At 39.8% G+C, this 18,469-nt stretch carries 20 protein-coding genes; 2 read left to right on the forward strand and 18 right to left on the reverse strand.

The window, feature by feature from the left end; all coding sequences use genetic code 11:
* Positions 1-5 precede the first annotated feature (5 nt).
* Genes rplX through rpsJ form a run of 13 tightly spaced genes read right to left on the reverse strand, consistent with a single transcriptional unit; the run spans position 6 to position 5,844 of the window.
* Complete coding sequence (gene rplX, locus DD627_RS02435) at positions 6-317, reverse strand: 50S ribosomal protein L24 (protein WP_057782483.1); 312 nt, start codon at positions 315-317, stop codon at positions 6-8.
* Between the two features lie 33 nt (positions 318-350).
* Positions 351-719, reverse strand: a complete 369-nt coding sequence (gene rplN / locus DD627_RS02440; protein WP_057782481.1) for a 50S ribosomal protein L14 — start codon at positions 717-719, stop codon at positions 351-353.
* Between the two features lie 54 nt (positions 720-773).
* Positions 774-1,040 carry a 30S ribosomal protein S17 gene (rpsQ, locus tag DD627_RS02445; protein WP_057782479.1) on the reverse strand — a complete coding sequence of 89 codons (267 nt, stop codon included), beginning with the start codon at positions 1,038-1,040 and terminating at the stop codon, positions 774-776.
* Between the two features lie 27 nt (positions 1,041-1,067).
* A complete protein-coding gene (gene rpmC / locus DD627_RS02450) occupies positions 1,068-1,262 on the reverse strand; it encodes a 50S ribosomal protein L29 (protein WP_057782477.1) in 195 nt (64 codons plus the stop codon).
* A complete protein-coding gene (gene rplP, locus DD627_RS02455; RefSeq protein ID WP_057782475.1) occupies positions 1,252-1,686 on the reverse strand; it encodes a 50S ribosomal protein L16 in 435 nt (144 codons plus the stop codon). The genes rpmC and rplP overlap by 11 nt, the downstream gene beginning before the upstream one ends.
* 2 nt (positions 1,687-1,688) lie before the next feature.
* A complete protein-coding gene (gene rpsC, locus DD627_RS02460) occupies positions 1,689-2,360 on the reverse strand; it encodes a 30S ribosomal protein S3 (protein WP_057782473.1) in 672 nt (223 codons plus the stop codon).
* A gap of 12 nt (positions 2,361-2,372) precedes the next feature.
* A complete protein-coding gene (gene rplV / locus DD627_RS02465) occupies positions 2,373-2,720 on the reverse strand; it encodes a 50S ribosomal protein L22 (RefSeq protein ID WP_260274907.1) in 348 nt (115 codons plus the stop codon).
* A 12-nt stretch (positions 2,721-2,732) separates the two neighbouring features.
* Entirely contained in the window at positions 2,733-3,017 is a 285-nt protein-coding gene (gene rpsS / locus DD627_RS02470) for a 30S ribosomal protein S19 (protein ID WP_057782469.1), read from the reverse strand.
* Between the two features lie 29 nt (positions 3,018-3,046).
* Positions 3,047-3,895, reverse strand: coding sequence for a 50S ribosomal protein L2 (gene rplB / locus DD627_RS02475; RefSeq protein WP_068806022.1), 849 nt, complete (start codon positions 3,893-3,895; stop codon positions 3,047-3,049).
* Between the two features lie 27 nt (positions 3,896-3,922).
* A complete protein-coding gene (gene rplW, locus DD627_RS02480; RefSeq protein WP_057782465.1) occupies positions 3,923-4,210 on the reverse strand; it encodes a 50S ribosomal protein L23 in 288 nt (95 codons plus the stop codon).
* Positions 4,210-4,833 (reverse strand): 50S ribosomal protein L4, encoded by a 624-nt coding sequence (rplD, locus tag DD627_RS02485; RefSeq protein ID WP_260274906.1) that lies wholly within the window; start codon positions 4,831-4,833, stop codon positions 4,210-4,212. The genes rplW and rplD overlap by 1 nt, the downstream gene beginning before the upstream one ends.
* 18 nt (positions 4,834-4,851) lie before the next feature.
* Positions 4,852-5,487 carry a 50S ribosomal protein L3 gene (gene rplC / locus DD627_RS02490; RefSeq protein WP_057782461.1) on the reverse strand — a complete coding sequence of 212 codons (636 nt, stop codon included), beginning with the start codon at positions 5,485-5,487 and terminating at the stop codon, positions 4,852-4,854.
* 48 nt (positions 5,488-5,535) lie between these two features.
* Positions 5,536-5,844 carry a 30S ribosomal protein S10 gene (gene rpsJ / locus DD627_RS02495; protein WP_260274905.1) on the reverse strand — a complete coding sequence of 103 codons (309 nt, stop codon included), beginning with the start codon at positions 5,842-5,844 and terminating at the stop codon, positions 5,536-5,538.
* A 300-nt stretch (positions 5,845-6,144) separates the two neighbouring features.
* Here rpsJ and DD627_RS02500 point away from each other — a divergent pair, with 300 nt between their 5' ends.
* A complete protein-coding gene (locus DD627_RS02500) occupies positions 6,145-6,711 on the forward strand; it encodes a cysteine hydrolase family protein (RefSeq protein WP_260274904.1) in 567 nt (188 codons plus the stop codon).
* An 88-nt stretch (positions 6,712-6,799) separates the two neighbouring features.
* On the opposite strand, the gene fusA is transcribed toward DD627_RS02500, so the two are convergent.
* From fusA to rpsL, 3 genes are all read right to left on the reverse strand, one after another.
* Positions 6,800-8,899 carry an elongation factor G gene (fusA, locus tag DD627_RS02505; protein ID WP_057782456.1) on the reverse strand — a complete coding sequence of 700 codons (2,100 nt, stop codon included), beginning with the start codon at positions 8,897-8,899 and terminating at the stop codon, positions 6,800-6,802.
* 136 nt (positions 8,900-9,035) lie between these two features.
* Positions 9,036-9,506, reverse strand: a complete 471-nt coding sequence (gene rpsG, locus DD627_RS02510; RefSeq protein ID WP_057782453.1) for a 30S ribosomal protein S7 — start codon at positions 9,504-9,506, stop codon at positions 9,036-9,038.
* Positions 9,507-9,519: 13 nt separating this feature from the next.
* A complete protein-coding gene (rpsL, locus tag DD627_RS02515; protein WP_046871289.1) occupies positions 9,520-9,933 on the reverse strand; it encodes a 30S ribosomal protein S12 in 414 nt (137 codons plus the stop codon).
* A 349-nt stretch (positions 9,934-10,282) separates the two neighbouring features.
* On the opposite strand from rpsL, the gene DD627_RS02520 reads away from it, so the two are divergent.
* Positions 10,283-10,966, forward strand: a complete 684-nt coding sequence (locus tag DD627_RS02520; RefSeq protein WP_260274903.1) for a prepilin peptidase — start codon at positions 10,283-10,285, stop codon at positions 10,964-10,966.
* 67 nt (positions 10,967-11,033) lie between these two features.
* Here DD627_RS02520 and rpoC read toward each other — a convergent pair whose 3' ends face one another.
* Together rpoC and rpoB are read right to left on the reverse strand one after the other, a co-directional pair.
* Positions 11,034-14,675 carry a DNA-directed RNA polymerase subunit beta' gene (gene rpoC, locus DD627_RS02525; protein ID WP_260274902.1) on the reverse strand — a complete coding sequence of 1,214 codons (3,642 nt, stop codon included), beginning with the start codon at positions 14,673-14,675 and terminating at the stop codon, positions 11,034-11,036.
* A gap of 42 nt (positions 14,676-14,717) precedes the next feature.
* Positions 14,718-18,338 (reverse strand): DNA-directed RNA polymerase subunit beta, encoded by a 3,621-nt coding sequence (rpoB, locus tag DD627_RS02530; RefSeq protein ID WP_260267243.1) that lies wholly within the window; start codon positions 18,336-18,338, stop codon positions 14,718-14,720.
* Between the last annotated feature and the right edge of the window lie 131 nt (positions 18,339-18,469).

Consider the following 18,469-nt stretch of genomic DNA (forward strand, 5'->3'; position numbering starts at 1 on the left):
ATGAATTATTTGTCGATTGTTTCGCCAGATTTTTTAGCAAAACGTACTTTTTTACCATCTACAACTTTGTAGCCTACACGAGTAGGTTCATTAGTTGATGGATCGATTAACATCACGTTAGAAGCATCAATTGCTGCTTCTACATCAATAATTCCACCTTGAGGGTTAGAGTTACTTGCTTTTTGATGTTTTTTAACTTTATTAAGGCCTTCAACCACAACGCGATTTTTCTTAGCAAGGGTTTTAATAATTGTGCCCTCTTTGCCTTTTTCTTTTCCGCTAATTACGCGAACTTTATCACCATTTTTTACGAACATGCCGTGTCGCACCTCCTTCGATCCGATCGTTAATTACAATACTTCAGGGGCCAAAGAAACAATCTTCATGTAATCTTTGTCACGCAATTCACGTGCAACGGGTCCGAAGATACGTGTTCCTTGAGGGCTCTTATCATCTTTGATTAAAACTGCAGCATTTTCATCAAATTTGATGTATGAGCCATCAGCACGGTGTGCACCGTCTTTAGTACGAACAACAACTGCCTTAACGACGTCACCTTTTTTGACAACGCCACCTGGTGTTGCTTGTTTGACAGTAGCCACAATAGTATCACCAATATAACCAAATTTTACTCGAGATCCACCTAAAACCTTGATTACCAAAATTTCACGTGCACCAGAATTGTCAGCAACTTTTAAACGACTCTCTTGTTGGATCACAGTTAGTGTCCTCCTTCCATTTTTGTATCAGAATACGAAATAAAAATAACAAATTTAGATAGTAACTGCTTTCTCAACGATATCAAGCAAACGGAATCGTTTGGTTGCGGACAAAGGCCGTGTTTCCATGATTCTTACAACATCGCCAACCTTAGCTTCATTATTCTCATCATGTGCTTTATATTTTTTCGAATATTTTACACGTTTGCCATAAACAGGATGCTTTTTGGTAGTATTAATCTGAACCGTGATTGTTTTATCCATTTTGTCAGAAATAACACGGCCTTGATATACTTTACGAGCGTGACGTTCTTCACTCATGTGTTAAGTTCCTCCCTTCGTATTCTTCTACTTACTTAATTCTTTTTGACGTAAAACAGTCTTAATACGAGCAATGTTCTTACGAACTGCCTTTAAACGGGCTGTATTTTCCAACTGGCCAGTAGCTAATTGAAAACGTAAGTTAAAAAGCTCATCTTTATAATCTTGTTCTTTTTTTAGCATCTCATCAGTGGTTAATTCATTAATTTCTTTAGCCTTCATCTGATTCGCCACCTACTTCCTCGCGTTTGATAATCTTTGTTCTAACGGGTAGTTTCATAGAAGCAAGACGCAATGATTCACGTGCAACTTCTTCACTAACACCGCCGACTTCGAACATTACCTTACCGCGTTTCACTGGTGCTACCCAACCTTCGGGAGTACCTTTACCATTACCCATACGAACACCTACACCTTTAGAAGTGTAAGACTTGTGAGGGAAAATTTTGATCCAAACCTTACCACCACGTTTCATGTGACGGTTCATAGCAACACGTGCTGCTTCGATTTGACGGTTTGAGATCCAATGAGAATCTAAAGCTTGTAAACCGTAATCACCGAAAGTGACGGTTCTACCGCCCTTTGCGGCACCACGCATCTTACCACGATGCACACGACGGAACTTAACTCGTTTTGGTACTAGCATGATTATTTCCCTCCTTGCTCTTTAGAATTTCCTTTGGAACCCCGAGCTTCTGGCAAGATTTCTCCACGGTAGATCCAAGTCTTAACACCTAAACGACCGTAAGTTGTACTTGCTTCAACCCAAGCGTAATCTACATCTGCACGCAATGTGTGCAATGGAACTGTTCCTTCAGAATAATGTTCTACACGGGACATATCTGCTCCGTTCAAACGTCCTGCAACCTGTGTCTTGATACCTTTAGCACCTGCACGCATTGTACGTTGCATAGCTTGTTTCATTGCACGACGGAAAGCAACACGGCCTTCCAATTGAGCAGCAATGTTTTCACCAACTAATTTGGCATCTAAATCAGGTTTCTTAATTTCAATAATATTAATATGAACTCGTTTACCTGTAAGTTCATTCAATTGTTTACGTAAGCTTTCTACTTCGGATCCGCCTTTTCCAATGACCATACCAGGTTTAGCAGTATGGATTGAAATGTTCACGCGATTTGCAGCACGTTCGATTTCAACATTGGAAACAGATGCGTCGGCAAGCTTAGTTGAGATGAATTTACGGATTTGTAAATCTTCACGTAAATAGGTAGCAAAATCTTTTTCAGCATACCATTTTGCTTCCCAGTCACGGATGACACCAACACGAAATCCATTTGGATTTACTTTTTGACCCACGCGTGTTCCCTCCTATTTTTCAGATACGACTACTGTTATATGACTTGTTCGCTTGTTGATTGGTGAAGCAGAACCTTTTGCTCGAGGACGGAAACGTTTTAAGGTTGGTCCTTCGTTGACATAAACTTCACTTACAACCAAATCTTCACGATCTAAGTCGAAGTTGTTTTCTGCATTAGCTACAGCAGACATTAAAACTTTTTCTACAACTGGCGATGCACCTCTTGGTGTGAACTTAAGAGTTGCAATTGCTTCTGCGACACTTTTTCCTCTAATAAGATCAATTACTAAACGAACCTTACGAGCGGCAATGCGAACAGTTTTTGCAGTTGCATGTGCAGATGTTACTTGTTCAGCCATGATTCATCCTCCTTATTTAGCAACTGTTGTCTTCTTATCGTCGGTACCATGTCCATGGAATGTTCGTGTAGGAACAAACTCACCAAGCTTATGGCCAACCATGTCATCTTGAATGTAAACTGGGACATGTTTTCTGCCGTCATATACAGCAATTGTATAACCGATGAAACTTGGGAAAATAGTGGAACGACGTGACCATGTTTTAATAACAGACTTCTTCTCTTGATCTTTTTGTGCATCAATCTTCTTTAAAAGATGTTCGTCTGCAAATGGTCCTTTTTTCAAACTACGACTCATTATGAAACCTCCTTTAGGGAAATTTTCGACTAAATATTACCTAAGCGACCACGTTTACGACCACGAACGATAAATTTATTAGATTTACTCCGCTTGTTACGTGTCTTCTTACCAATGGTCTTCTTACCCCAAGGTGATAGAGGCGATGGACGACCGACTGGAGCTTTACCTTCACCACCACCATGTGGGTGATCGTTAGGGTTCATTACAGAACCACGAACGTGTGGACGCTGGCCAGCATAACGAGTACGTCCTGCTTTACCAACATTAATTAATTCATGTTCTTCATTACCAACAGCACCGATTGTGGCACGACCAGCAGATAAGATCATACGAACTTCAGATGAAGCCAAACGTACTAAGACATATTTGCCTTCCTTACCTAATAATTGTGCTGAAGCACCAGCAGAACGGGCTAATTGACCGCCCTTACCAGGCTTTAATTCGATATTGTGGATAATGGTACCAACAGGAATGTCTGTTAATGGCAATGCATTACCAACTTTAATATCAGCATCTGAACCGGATTGAACTTTGTCGCCAACCTTAAGGCCCTTTGGTGCAATAATGTATGATTTAACTCCGTCAGCGTAAACAAGTAAAGCAATGTTTGCTGTACGGTTTGGATCATATTCAATAGCTTTAACAGTAGCTGCAACATCATCTTTGATTCGCTTGAAATCAATAATACGATATTGACGCTTGTTACCGCCGCCACGATGACGAACGGTCATACGACCAGAGTTATTACGGCCGGCTGTGTGGCTTTGAGATTCGAGTAACGATTTTTCAGGAGTCGTCTTGGTGATTTCGCTATAATCAAGCTGTGTCATGCCACGACGAGCATTTGTCGTTGGTTTAAACTTCTTAATCCCCACGTGTTTTTTCCTCCTATAGTTTATTTATTATTCTTCGTTGAATAATTTGATTTCTTTTGAGTCAGATGACAATGTAACAATTGCCTTACGACGTTTCTTGGTATAACCAGAATAACGTCCCTGACGTTTGAGTTTACCTTTAACATTCATAATGTTTACTTTAACAACTTTGACATCAAAGACATCTTCGACAGCTTTTTTGACTTCTGTCTTTGTTGCACGAGTGTCAACATCGAATGTGTAACGTTTATTGTCCATTTCTGCCATTGAAGCTTCAGTGACAACTGGACGTAAAATTACATCACGTGATTCCATTATGCGAGAGCCTCCTCTACTTGAGAAAGAGCCTTTTGAGTAATAACGAGCTTGTCGCTATTGACAACATCTAAAACATTTACACCAGTTGGTGAAACAATTTTGACGTTTTCAAGGTTGCGAGCTGCACGAGCAGTTGCTTCGTTATCTTCTTCAAGGACTAATAATGCTTTCGTTGAAACTTTTAAGCTGTCAAGTGATTGTGCAAATGCTTTAGTCTTTGGTTGATCAAAGCTATAACCGTCAACAACTACCAAGCTGTCATCCAATACTTTTTGTGAAAGTACAGACTTCAACGCTAAACGACGCATTTTCTTTGGCAATTTGTATGCATATGAGCGAGGTGTGGGGCCAAACACAATACCACCGCCACGCCATTGTGGTGAACGGATTGAACCTTGACGTGCACGACCAGTACCCTTTTGACGCCATGGCTTCTTACCACCACCACGAACTGCACTTCGATTCTTAACAGCATGTGTGCCTTGGCGCATTGATGCGCGTTGCATAACAATAGCTTCAAAAATCACATTATCGTTTGGTATGATACCAAAAACGTCAGCATTAAGTTCAACGTCGCCATTCTTCGTACCATCTTGTTTATATAAAGATACGCTTGTCATTTAATTTAGTCCTCCTTTCTACTTTTTGTGTGGTTTAACTGCATTCTTAACAACTAAGAATGAGTTCTTTGACCCTGGGACATTACCCTTGATCAATAAAACATTGTTTTCTGTATCAGCCTTTACGACCTCTAAGTTTTGAACTGTTCGTGTATTGTTACCCATACGACCTGGTAACTTCTTTCCAGGGAACACTCGGTTAATAATTGCACCTAATGAACCTGGACGACGATGATAACGAGAGCCATGTGCCATCGGACCACGATGTTGTCCATCCTTCTTGATATTTCCTTGGAAACCATGTCCCTTAGAAGTACCTGTGACATCAACGATATCGCCTGCTGCGAATAAGTCAGCCTTCAATTCGTCACCGACTTTTAATTCTCCCAGCTCAACATCTCTGATTTCATGAATGAAGCGCTTAGGATTTGTATTTGCTTTTGCTACATGACCTTGTTCAGGCTTGTTGCTCAATACTTTACGTTTGTCATCGAACCCTAATTGCACTGCGTTATAACCATCACTTTCAACGGTTTTAACTTGTAATACAACGTTTGGTGTTGTATCAACAACGGTAACGGGAACTAACTCGCCGTTATCAGTAAAGACTTGGGTCATACCAACCTTTTTTCCTAAGATTCCTTTTGTGGTCATGAGTACACCTCCAATATTATTGTGATACTAAATTTGTGTTTCTAGAAATTAAAGCTTGATTTCAATATCAACGCCACTTGGCAGATCTAACTTCATTAATGAGTCAACTGTCTTTCGTGTTGGGTTAACGATATCAATCAAACGCTTGTGTGTACGCATTTCGAACTGCTCACGTGCTTTTTTGAACTTATGTGGTGAGCTCAAAACCGTATAGATTGTACGTTCTGTTGGTAATGGAATTGGACCAGAAATTGTGGCACCAGTTCTCTTTGCAGTTTCGACAATCTTATCTGCGGATTGATCTAAGATGCGATGTTCGTATGCCTTTAACCGGATACGAATTTTTTGTTTTGCCATTGTGTTACCTCCTTCGTCTATTTTGAAAATGAGACTTGCTCCGTGAAAATTACCGCCACACTGTCGTGGCAAAGCGGCCGGGTGTGTCGCAACCTTTCACATCAAAGCTCCTTGTTTTGACTTGATTAATGGGCATAGTACACCCGTTAAATTTCAAGTACTTGTCCATACTACTAGATAAATAGCCGTTTTACAAGGCTTTCTGCCAATTTATTTTGGGTTTGAAAAAATGTAATATATTTGTAACATTTGAAAACGATTTATGTTTCATAATGAGGACTAAAGATTGGAGGAATTGCAATGAAAAATCCAGAAGCACTTCTTATTATAGATTATACAAACGATTTTGTCGCCGATTTTGTCGCCGACTCTGGTGCGCTCAGTACGGGTAAACCAGGCCAAAAAATTGAACCAGAAATTTTAAAACTGGCGAATCAATTCATTAAAGCCGGCAATTATGTGATTTTTCCTACGGATCTGCACGAAAAGAACGATCTCTTTCATCCTGAAACGAAACTTTTTCCACCACACAATTTAAAAAACACTTGGGGACGGCAACTTTATAATACAGTTCAACCTTGGTATGAATCACATGCAACTAGCCAACAAGTTTATTATTTTGATAAGAACAGATATAGCGCATTCGTAAATACTAACCTTGATAACTTTTTACGCACACATAAGATTAACTCACTCACCTTAACCGGTGTTTGCACCGATATTTGTGTTTTGCATACGGCCATTTCTGCCTATAATCTTAATTATCAACTTACGATTCCACAAAATGCGGTCGCTAGTTTTGATCAGGTTGGGCATAATTGGGCACTGACCCATTTCAAAAATTCTTTGGGCGCCAAGATCATTTAATCTTTATAACTATTGGGAACAAAAAAAGCTCATTAATCACAGTTTTTACACTGCGGCTAATGAGCTTTAATTTATTCTAAATTAGAAATTAGTCTTTACTTGAAGAACCGCCATTTTTCTTGATGATTTCTTCTTGAATAGACTTAGGAACTGCTTCGTAATGATCAAATGTCATTGTGAATGTTCCACGACCCTGTGAAGCTGAACGTAAGGTAGTTGCATAACCAAACATTTCTGAAAGTGGTACAAAGGCATGAATTTCTTCAGCGCCTGAGATAGCTTCCATTCCTTCAACACGACCACGACGAGCTGTAATCTGACCCATGATATCACCCATGTACTCTTCTGGTACACGAACTTCAACCTTCATAACAGGTTCCAAAATTACAGGAGCAGCCTTTTTAGCAGCATTGTGAAGTGAGATTGATGCGGCAACCTTGAAAGCTGCTTCACTAGAATCGACTTCATGATAACTACCATCATATAACTTAGCTTTCAAGTCAACCAATGGGTAACCTGCAAGAACACCGTTATTTAAGGCTTCACGTAAACCTTGTTCTACAGCTGGGATAAATTCACGAGGAACAACCCCACCAACAATAGCATCTTCGAATTCGAATCCTTTACCCTCTTCATTAGGTGTGAATTCAATCCAAACATCACCATATTGTCCTTTACCACCAGACTGACGAACAAACTTACCTTGTGCAGAAGCCGGCTTAGTGAATGCTTCACGGTAAGCAACTTGAGGAGCACCAACAGTCGCTTCAACGTTAAATTCACGTTTCATACGGTCAATGATAATGTCCAAATGTAACTCACCCATTCCGGCAATCAAAGTTTCACCAGTTTCAGGGTTTGTTTCAGCCTTGAATGTTGGATCTTCTTCAGCAAGCTTTTGAAGCGCAATATCCATCTTATCTTGGTCAGCCTTAGATTTTGGCTCTACGGCAACTTGGATAACTGGATCAGGGAATTCCATTGATTCCAAATGTAGTGGATGATCTGGATCAGTCAATGAATCACCAGTAGTTGTGTTCTTCAAACCAATTGCAGCAGCAATATCACCAGAGAAAACTTCTGGGATTTCTTGACGGTGATTAGAATGCATCTGAAGTAAACGACCAACACGTTCACGTTTGTCTTTTGTTGAGTTCAATACATAAGAACCTGATTCCAAAGTTCCCGTATAAACACGAATATAAGTCAAACGACCAACGAATGGATCAGTTGCAACCTTAAATGCTAAGGCAGCAAATGGTTTGTCATCACCAGCAGTTAATTCAACAGCTTCATCAGTTTCAGGATTGATGGCGTTGTATGGCTTAACATCCAAAGGAGATGGCAAGTAATCTACAACAGCATCCAACATCATCTGAACACCCTTGTTTTTGAAAGCTGAACCAGCTAAAACAGGGAATAATTCAAGATTCAATGTACCCTTACGGATAGCAGCCTTGATTTCTTCTTTACTGATTTCTTCGCCACCAAGGTATTTTTCCATGATGTCATCATCGATATCAGCTAATTGTTCGATCATTTCCGTCCGACGCTTTTCAGCTTCTTCTTTATATTGATCAGGCACATCAACTGTATCCCATTCGGTACCTAGTTGGTCTTCATCGTAAAGATCAGCTTTCATTTCGACGAGGTCAATAACCCCTTCAAAATCATCTTCAGCACCAATTGGCATTTGAATTGGCAAAGCATTAGCCTGAAGACGGTCCTTGATTGTTTGTACAGAGAAGTCAAAGTCAGCACCGACTTTATCCATCTTGTTTGCAAAAACAATCCGTGGAACACTGTAATCAGAAGCTTGACGCCAAACAGTTTCAGTTTGAGGTTCAACACCAGCTTGGGCGTCAAGAACGGCAACAGCACCATCTAACACACGGAGGGAACGCTCAACTTCAACAGTGAAGTCCACGTGTCCTGGGGTATCGATAATATTGATACGGTGGTCTTTCCATGCAGCTGTAGTAGCAGCTGAAGTGATGGTAATACCACGTTCCTGTTCTTGGGCCATCCAGTCCATTTGTGAAGCCCCATCATGAGTTTCACCAATTTTATGAATTTTACCAGTGTAGTACAAAATCCGCTCTGTAGTAGTCGTTTTACCGGCATCGATATGAGCCATGATCCCGATATTACGAGTCTTTTCAAGTGGAAATTCTCTTTTGTTAGCCATATTAAAAAATGTTTCTCCCTTCAAATTAATGGTTAAAGAGTCAAAATTAGAAAAAATGACTACTATATGGACTTCATATAATAGCCATTTGTTATTGCTCTTTCCAAACATGTTGGATTAAGCAACAAGCGGAAAATTACCAACGATAATGAGCAAATGCTCGGTTGGCTTCAGCCATTCTATGAGTATCTTCACGCTTTTTAACTGAAGCACCTGTATTATTTGCAGCGTCCATAATTTCACGAGCAAGACGTTCTGTCATTGTATGTTCACCACGAAGGCGTGAATAGTTCACGAGCCAACGAAGTCCTAAAGTTGTCCGACGATCTGGACGTACTTCGATTGGTACTTGGTAGTTAGAACCACCAACACGACGAGCCTTAACTTCAAGAACTGGCATAATGTTCTTCATAGCTTCATCAAATACCTCAGTTGGTTCGTTACCAGTTTCAGATTTGATGACGTCGAATGCATTATAGAGAATTTTTGAAGCTGTACCACGTTTACCATCTAACATTAAATGGTTAATTAAACGAGTTACTAACTTTGAGTTGTAAATTGGATCAGGTAATACTTCGCGTTTTGATGCAGGGCCTTTTCTTGGCATTTAAATAACCTCCTTACTTCTTAGGTTTCTTTGTACCGTATTTAGAACGGCTTTGTTTACGATCAGTAACACCGGCTGTATCAAGTGCACCACGGATAACGTGATAACGTACACCAGGTAAATCCTTAACACGACCGCCACGAATGAGCACAACACTATGTTCCTGTAAGTTATGTCCGATTCCTGGGATATATGCTGTAACTTCGATCAAGTTAGAAAGACGTACACGAGCATATTTACGTAAAGCAGAGTTAGGTTTCTTAGGTGTCATAGTACCAACACGAGTTGCAACGCCACGTTTTTGTGGTGCTGGGTTAGCAACAGCTTTTTTCTTCATACTGTTGTAGCCATAATTTAAAGCAGGAGCCTTAGATTTAGAACCGTGTGAATGACGACCCTTACGAACCAATTGGTTGATTGTAGGCATTAATTGTTTCCCCTTCCGAATAAAAAATCTTGTTTGTTTAAGTACACACATCCAGGTGGGTCTTTTTTATTGATAAAAAAAACCGCCTCAACATGGCTTTGTGCCACCGTTTCCAGTCAGCATGTCTGTCTAATACAGAACCTGTCCACAAAAAGCACCTTTCTTAGATTATCATCATCAGCATGCCTTGTCAAACTTTTTTCCAAAATAAATTCGAGTCTTCTCCTTGTTTCACGGGCTTTGTCACCTGTTTTACATCCTATGCAATCAAATTGAAAAATTAAAACTTATTTTATCGTCAAATAAGTCAATCAAATTTTCGTAACTTATTAATATCGGAGGTAATTAAATGCTTATTCAAATTTACTTTTTTATCACGGGAGCTACCATTGGCTCCTTTTTGACACTTTGTATCGACCGTGCGGAAACGAAGCAGTCTATCATCAAACCTCGTTCTCATTGTTCAAACTGCCAAACCATTCTTAAACCGGTTGATTTAATTCCAATTTTTAGTTATTGCTGGCTAAATGGTCAATGTCGTTACTGTCACCAAAGGTTTCCACCCACTTCATGTTGTGTGGAATTAGTTCTGGGCATCCTTTACTTGCATGTTTTCACGGTCACATTTCAACCATTAAAACTTTTCTTTCAACTTTTCGTTGTCACCGTATTAATTTATTTAAGTCTCATAGATTTTAAACAAACATATGTGAATGGCTACTTTCTTGGTGTTTTAGGTCTATTAGGATTAAGCTTTCAATTTACGATACTAAACTGTATGATATTTCTGGCTTTAATGCTAAGCGTTTTTTCGTCGTTTCAATTTTCAAACCTTATTAAAGGATTCGGTGAAGCAGATTTTGAACTAGTATTTGTCTTCATCATTCTTTCCCGTTTACAAGTCATCTCTTCAATTCTATGTCTTGCCTCTACCCTTTGTTTAATTCTAACGCTCTGTTTTCCGCATTTACATGCGCGTAAAATTCCATTTATTCCTTATTTAACTTTTGGCTATCTCTTAATTTCAGCCTAAAAATTGCAACAAAAAAGCAGAACTTGATTTGGCTCAAGTTCTGCTTTTAATTATCAGATTAGAAACACTATTTAGTTGTTTCTGTATCCATTTCTTTTTCGACATCACTGAGTGACTTAGGTTCGGCCACTTTTCCACCAACGGTCTTTGGAATGATCTTACGATAATCAGGCATTCCTGTTCCAGCAGGAATAATCTTACCAATAATAACATTTTCCTTCAAACCAACTAATGGATCATTCTTACCACGGATAGCAGCATCAGTTAATACTCGTGTTGTTTCCTGGAATGATGCAGCTGATAAGAAACTATTTGTTTCCAAAGCAGCCTTTGTAATTCCGAGAAGAACAGGACGAGCAGTTGCTGGAATACCACCGGCAATCAATGTCTTGTAGTTCGCATCTTTGAAATCGTTGATATCAAGCAAAGTACCAGGAAGGACATCTGTATCGCCAGGATCCATAACACGAATCTTACGAAGCATTTGACGAACCATGATTTCAATATGTTTATCCAAGATTTCTACACCTTGCATACGGTAAACACGTTGAATTTCACGTAACAGATAGTTTTCAGTTGAAAGAACATCACGAACCTTCAACAATTCCTTAGGATCAATTGAACCTTCATTCAAAGCTGAACCACGGTGAATAAAGTCACCTTCAGCAACCTTCATGCGTGCTGTAATTGGTAAAGTGTAAGTCCGTGTATCAGTTTCACCTTTGATCGTAACTTCTTTGCTACGTTCGGCAGGATTCTCTTCAACTGACTCAACTGTACCAGTAACTTCAGTAATTTCAGCACGACCTTTAGGATTACGCGCTTCAACAATTTCTTGAATACGAGGAAGTCCTTGGGTAATATCATCGTTTCCGGCAACACCACCAGTATGGAAGTTACGCATAGTTAACTGAGTACCTGGTTCACCGATTGATTGAGCAGCAACAGTACCAACTGCTTCACCAACTTCAACCCGGTCACCAGTAGACATGTTCCGTCCATAACACCGTTCACAAACACCATGACGAGTGTTGCAAGTAAATGCCGAACGAATGGTAACAGTCTTAATACCAGCATCAATGATTTGTTGAGCTTTTGGTTCATCGATCATTTCGTTCTTGCCAATAATCTTCTCGCCTGTTTCAGGATTATAAACTGATTTTTGAGTGTAACGACCTAAGACACGATCATACAGAGACTCAATCACTTCATTACCTTCAACAATTGCAGAGATCGTTAAGCCACGATCAGTTCCACAGTCTTTTTCACGAACAATAACATCCTGGGCAACATCAACCAAACGACGGGTTAAGTAACCTGAGTTGGCAGTCTTCAAGGCAGTATCAGTCATACCTTTACGAGCACCATGGGTTGAAATAAACATTTCCAAAACAGAAAGACCTTCACGGAAGTTTGAAAGAATAGGCAATTCCATAATTTTACCATTAGGAGCAGCCATCAAACCACGCATACCAGCTAACTGAGTAAAGTTTGAAATGTTACCACGAGCACCAGAATCACTCATCATATAAATTGGATTTTGAGGATCAAAACTCTCCATCAATTTTTGTTGAATATCATCTTTAGCATCGTTCCAAATTCCAACAACTCGTTCATAACGTTCGTCATCAGTAATTAAACCACGACGGAATTGTTTTGTAACGGTTGCGACTTGTTTGTGGGCAGCTGCTACAATTTCTGGTTTTTCTTTCAAATCAGTAATATCCGCAATTCCGACTGTTAATCCAGACTTAGTCGAAATATCATAACCAAGATCCTTCATACGGTCCAAAAGTAAGGAAGTTTGGGTAACTTTATATTGCTTGTAAACTTGCGCAATAATATCACTCAAGAAACCTTTTTTGAATGGTGGGATTAAAGGCTGTTCTTTAATAAAGGCCTTAATGTCTTCACCAGGTGCCAAGAAATATTTATCCGGCGTACCATTGACTAAGTTTTCATCAGTGGGTTCGTTCAAATAAATTAAGCCCTTTGGTAAAATATCATTGAAAATCGCTTTTCCAGCGGTTGTCACTAAAATGCGATTGCGTTGTTCATCAGTGAATGGTTTCTTTGGCATTGAGCTAACTTGAAGCCCAATTCGTGTATGTTCAGAAACATAGCCATTTTGCATAGCTAAACGAATTTCATCAAGATCTTTAAAGATCATGCCCTCGCCAACACTATTTTCACGTTCCATGGTCAACCAATAGTTACCAATAACCATATCCTGAGAAGGTGTTACCACAGGTTTACCATTAGCAGGAGCCAAAATATGATGGGCAGCAAGCATTAACAAACGTGCTTCGGCTTGAGCTTCATCTGATAAAGGCAAATGAATCGCCATTTGATCCCCATCAAAATCGGCATTGTAAGCTTCACAAACTAATGGATGCAAACGCATTGCTTTACCACTTACCAAAACAGGTTCGAAAGCCTGAATTCCAAGTCTATGCAAAGTAGGTGCACGGTTCAACAATACTGGATGTTCTTTAATAACATCTTCCAAAACATCATAAACATCATCATCTTTGCGATCAATTTTGCGTTTAGCATTCTTAATGTTTGAAGCTAAGTTACGTGAAACCAATTCTTTCATGATGAATGGCTTGAATAATTCCAAAGCCATTGGGACAGGTAATCCCATTTGGTTCATCTTAAGTGATGGCCCAACATCAATAACGGAACGGCCAGAATAATCAACACGTTTACCAAGTAAGTTTTGACGGAAACGTCCTTGCTTACCTTTCAACATATGTGAAAGTGACTTCAATGGACGATTACCAGGTCCAGCAACTGGACGGCCACGACGACCATTATCAATCAATGCATCAACGGCTTCTTGTAACATTCGTTTTTCATTTTGAACGATAATTCCAGGAGCATTCAAGTCTAATAAACGTTTCAAACGATTGTTACGGTTTATTACTCGACGGTACAAATCATTCAAATCAGAAGTGGCAAAACGACCACCATCCAATTGAACCATTGGCCGTAAATCTGGTGGAATGACAGGAATTGCATCCATAATCATCCAGTCAGGCTCGTTACCAGATTGAATAAAGGCTTCAATAATGTCTAAACGACGAACGGCACGAGTCCGCTTTTGTCCAGAAGCATCCTTGAGTTCTTCTTTTAAAGTTTTAGCTTCTTTTTCAAGATCAACATCTTGAAGCAATTCTTTAATTGCCTCGCCACCAATCTTGGCATTGAAGGTATTACCATATTCTTCTAATTTTTCACGGTATTCACGCTCTGTTAATAATTGTTTCTTTTCGAGTGGTGTTTTACCTGGATCAATTACAACGTATGAAGCGAAATAGATGATTTCTTCAAGAGCACGAGGACTCATATCCAAAACTAAGCCCATTCGACTTGGGATACCCTTAAAGTACCAAATGTGAGTAACTGGAGCAGCTAATTCAATATGACCCATCCGTTCACGACGAACTTTTGACTTAGTAACTTCAACACCACAACGGTCACAGACAATTCCCTTATAACGAATTCGCTTGTATTTTCCACAGGCACATTCGTAATCTTTAGTTGGTCCGAAAATTCGTTCATCGAACAAGCCATCTTTTTCAGGCTTTAATGTTCGATAGTTAATCGTTTCTGGCTTTTTAACTTCACCATATGACCAACTTCTGATCTTGTCAGGGGATGCGAGCCCAATTTGCATGCTTTCAAACTTATTGACATCGATCAAAGGATCGACCTCCTTCTTGATTTGATTATTGACTAGTTAAACTTACTTTTTATTATTTTCTGTTTCAGCTTTTGTTTCACTTACAGAAGAAGCATCTTTGGCAGTTGCAGCTGTTTTAGCATCTGCTTTTGATTTATCTTTCTGTTCTTCAGCATACTTACTGAGTGCATCCACATTGACAACATCATCATCTTCGTCATCCATGTCACGCAACTCAATTTCATTCTTATCATTATCAAGAACTTTCATATCCAGACCAAGTGCTTGTAATTCCTTCACAAGAACACGGAAGGATTCAGGTACACCTGGACGTGGAATTGGATCACCTTTGACAATGGCTTCATAAGTCTTAACACGACCGACAACATCATCTGATTTGTAAGTCAAGATTTCTTGCAAAGTATATGCAGCACCATAAGCTTCAAGAGCCCAAACTTCCATTTCACCAAAACGCTGACCACCAAATTGGGCTTTACCACCTAATGGTTGTTGCGTAACTAATGAGTAAGGTCCGATTGAACGGGCATGAATCTTATCGTCAACCATGTGGGCTAACTTCATGTAATGCATAACTCCAACGGCAATCCGTTGTTCAAATGGTTCACCAGTCCGACCGTCATATAAAACGGTCTTGGCATCTGATTGCATCCCCGCTTCTTTAACCGCATCCCAGATATCTTTATCACGGGCACCATCAAAGACAGGTGTGGCAACATGGATTCCCAAGTTACGGGCAGCCATTCCTAAATGCAATTCCAAAACCTGACCGATATTCATACGTGACGGCACACCCATTGGACTTAACATAATGTCAATTGGCGTACCATCTGGCATGTATGGCATATCTTCTTCAGGAATAACTACAGAAACAGTACCCTTGTTACCATGACGTCCGGCCATCTTATCGCCAACTTGTAACTTACGCTTTTGAGCGATATAAACCCGAACCATCATATTAACACCAGGTGAAAGTTCATCCCCATTTTCACGAGTAAAGATCTTTACATCCTGGATAATACCGCCGCCACCATGAGGAACCCGAAGTGAAGTATCACGAACTTCACGGGCCTTTTCACCAAAGATTGCGTGAAGTAGACGTTCCTCAGCTGATAACTCAGTCACTCCCTTAGGTGTAACCTTACCAACTAAGATATCGCCATCTTCAACTTCAGCACCGATTCGAACAATTCCGTCTTCATCAAGATCTTTAAGGGCATCTTCACCGACGTTAGGAATCTCACGAGTCATTTCCTCAGGTCCGAGCTTGGTATCACGAGCTTCTGATTCGTACTCTTCAATATGAATAGAAGTATAAACGTCATCACGAACTAATCGTTCATTAATAGCAATGGCATCTTCGAAGTTATAACCTTGCCATGTCATGAAGGCAACTAGTGGGTTTTGACCAAGTGCTAATTCTCCACCTTCCATAGAAGGACCATCAGCTAAAACCTCATCATTATCCACATGATCATTAACTTTCACGATTGGACGTTGGTTGTAGTTCTTACCGCCATTAGAACGACGGAATTTCATTAATTTATAGGTATCTAAAGCACCATCATCACGACGTACCCGAATTTGACGGGCATCAACGTATTCAACAGTTCCGTCATGTTTACAAATCAACGCAACTCCAGAATCATGGGCAGCTTTATATTCAATACCAGTTCCGACCAATGGTGCATGTGGGTCAAGCAAAGGAACAGCCTGACGCTGCATGTTAGCTCCCATTAAGGCACGGTTAGAATCATCATTTTCCAAGAAAGGAATACATGCTGTAGCGACCGCAACTACTTGTTTTGGTGAAACATCCATGTAATCGACATTGTTAATGCTAATTTCAATATTGTCACTTTCATGACGCGCCATAACTTCATCATCAACGAATGAACCATCATCATTTAATGGTGAGTTTGCCTGAGCAATAACAAATTGATCTTCTTCATCAGCAGTTAAATAATCAATCTTGTTGGTAACTGCATGAGATGTCCATGAGACACGACGGTAAGGAGTTTCGATAAAACCATATTTATTGATTTTAGCGTAACTAGCCAAACTGTTAATTAAACCAATGTTAGGACCTTCAGGCGTTTCGATAGGACACATACGACCGTAATGAGTGTAATGCACATCACGAACTTCATATCCGGCACGGTCACGAGTTAAACCACCAGGACCAAGGGCTGATAAACGACGCTTATGCGTTAATTCACCCAATGGGTTAGTTTGATCCATGAATTGTGACAACTGTGAAGAACCAAAGAATTCTTTGATTGAAGCCACAACAGGACGAATATTAATTAATTGTTGTGGTGTCACTGTTGTTGCATCCTGAATGGACATCCGTTCACGAACAACACGTTCCATTCGAGAAAGGCCAATTCGGAATTGGTTCTGCAATAATTCACCCACTGAACGAATACGACGATTACCCAAATGGTCAATATCGTCAGTTGAACCGATTCCCTCTTGTAATAAGAAGAAATAGTTAATTGAAGCGATAATATCAGCAGGTGTAATGTGTTTCAATTTAAGATCGATGTTGTCATTGCCAATCATCGTCAATTCACGTTCTGGATCGTTAGGGTTCACAATCTTAATTGATTGAACGGTCATTGGTGCTGTAACAACTGATTCGTCAGATGGTGTATAAGTGATTGCCTTAAAATCTTTTTTGTCTAAATATGGTGCCAAGTCTTTCATGACATCTTTAGTCACAACAGTTCCCTTTTGCACAATAACTTCACCAGTATCTGGATCGGCTAAAGTTTCAGCCAAGGTTTGACCAACTAAACGAGTCTTCAAACTTAACTTCTTGTTAACCTTGTAACGGCCAACAGGAGCCATATCATAACGTTTTGGATCAAAGAAACGCGCAGTTAAAAGACTACGTGAACTATCCGCAGTTTTAGGTTCACCTGGGCGGAGACGTTCGTAAATATCCTTCAAGGACTCTTCAACACGAGAATCCTCAGAATTTTTATGAACATCTTTGTCCAAAGTATTATCTAAACTATCTGTTTGACCCAACATATCAACGATTTCTTCATCAGATCCGAACCCAAGAGCTCGAACTAATTCAGTCATCGGAATTTTACGAGTTCGGTCAATTCGTACATATGCAATGTTCTTTGCATCTGTTTCGTATTCTAACCAAGCTCCACGATTAGGAATAACTGTTGTGCCCCAAATATCTCGGCCGTTTTTGTCAGCTTCCTTAGTGTAATAAACACCAGGTGAACGAACTAACTGAGAAACGATAACCCGTTCTGCACCATTAATAATGAACGTACCTTGTTCTGTCATTAATGGAAAATCACCAAAGAAAACATCCTGAGATTTAATTTCGCCAGTTTCATGATTTGTTAAACGCAAAGTAACGTGCAAAGGTGCTGAGTAATTTGCTTCATGCTCACGCGCCTCATCCACTGTATACTTTGGTTCTAATAATTGATAATCCACGTATTCCAGTGAAAGATTTCCGGCAAAATCGTCGATTGGCATAATGTCATCGAACATGTCTTTCAATCCTTCATCAAGGAACCACTGGTATGAATTACTTTGAATCTCAATCAAGTTAGGAAGTTCCAGCACTTCTTTAATCCGCGCGTAACTTCTACGGGTTCGGTGCTTACCGTACTTTACCAAATGTCCTGCCAAGTTATTCACCTCTCTAAAATATTCCGCAAACGGCCTTTTACATTACAGTTTGATTACATTTCACAAATTGCACTGTTTTTTGGCAAAAAAAAACCAAAAATAGCTCTTAAATTTGATAGCTATTTTTGCTT

The organism is Pediococcus sp., assembly GCF_003533255.1.
GTDB lineage: Bacteria > Bacillota > Bacilli > Lactobacillales > Lactobacillaceae > Pediococcus > Pediococcus parvulus.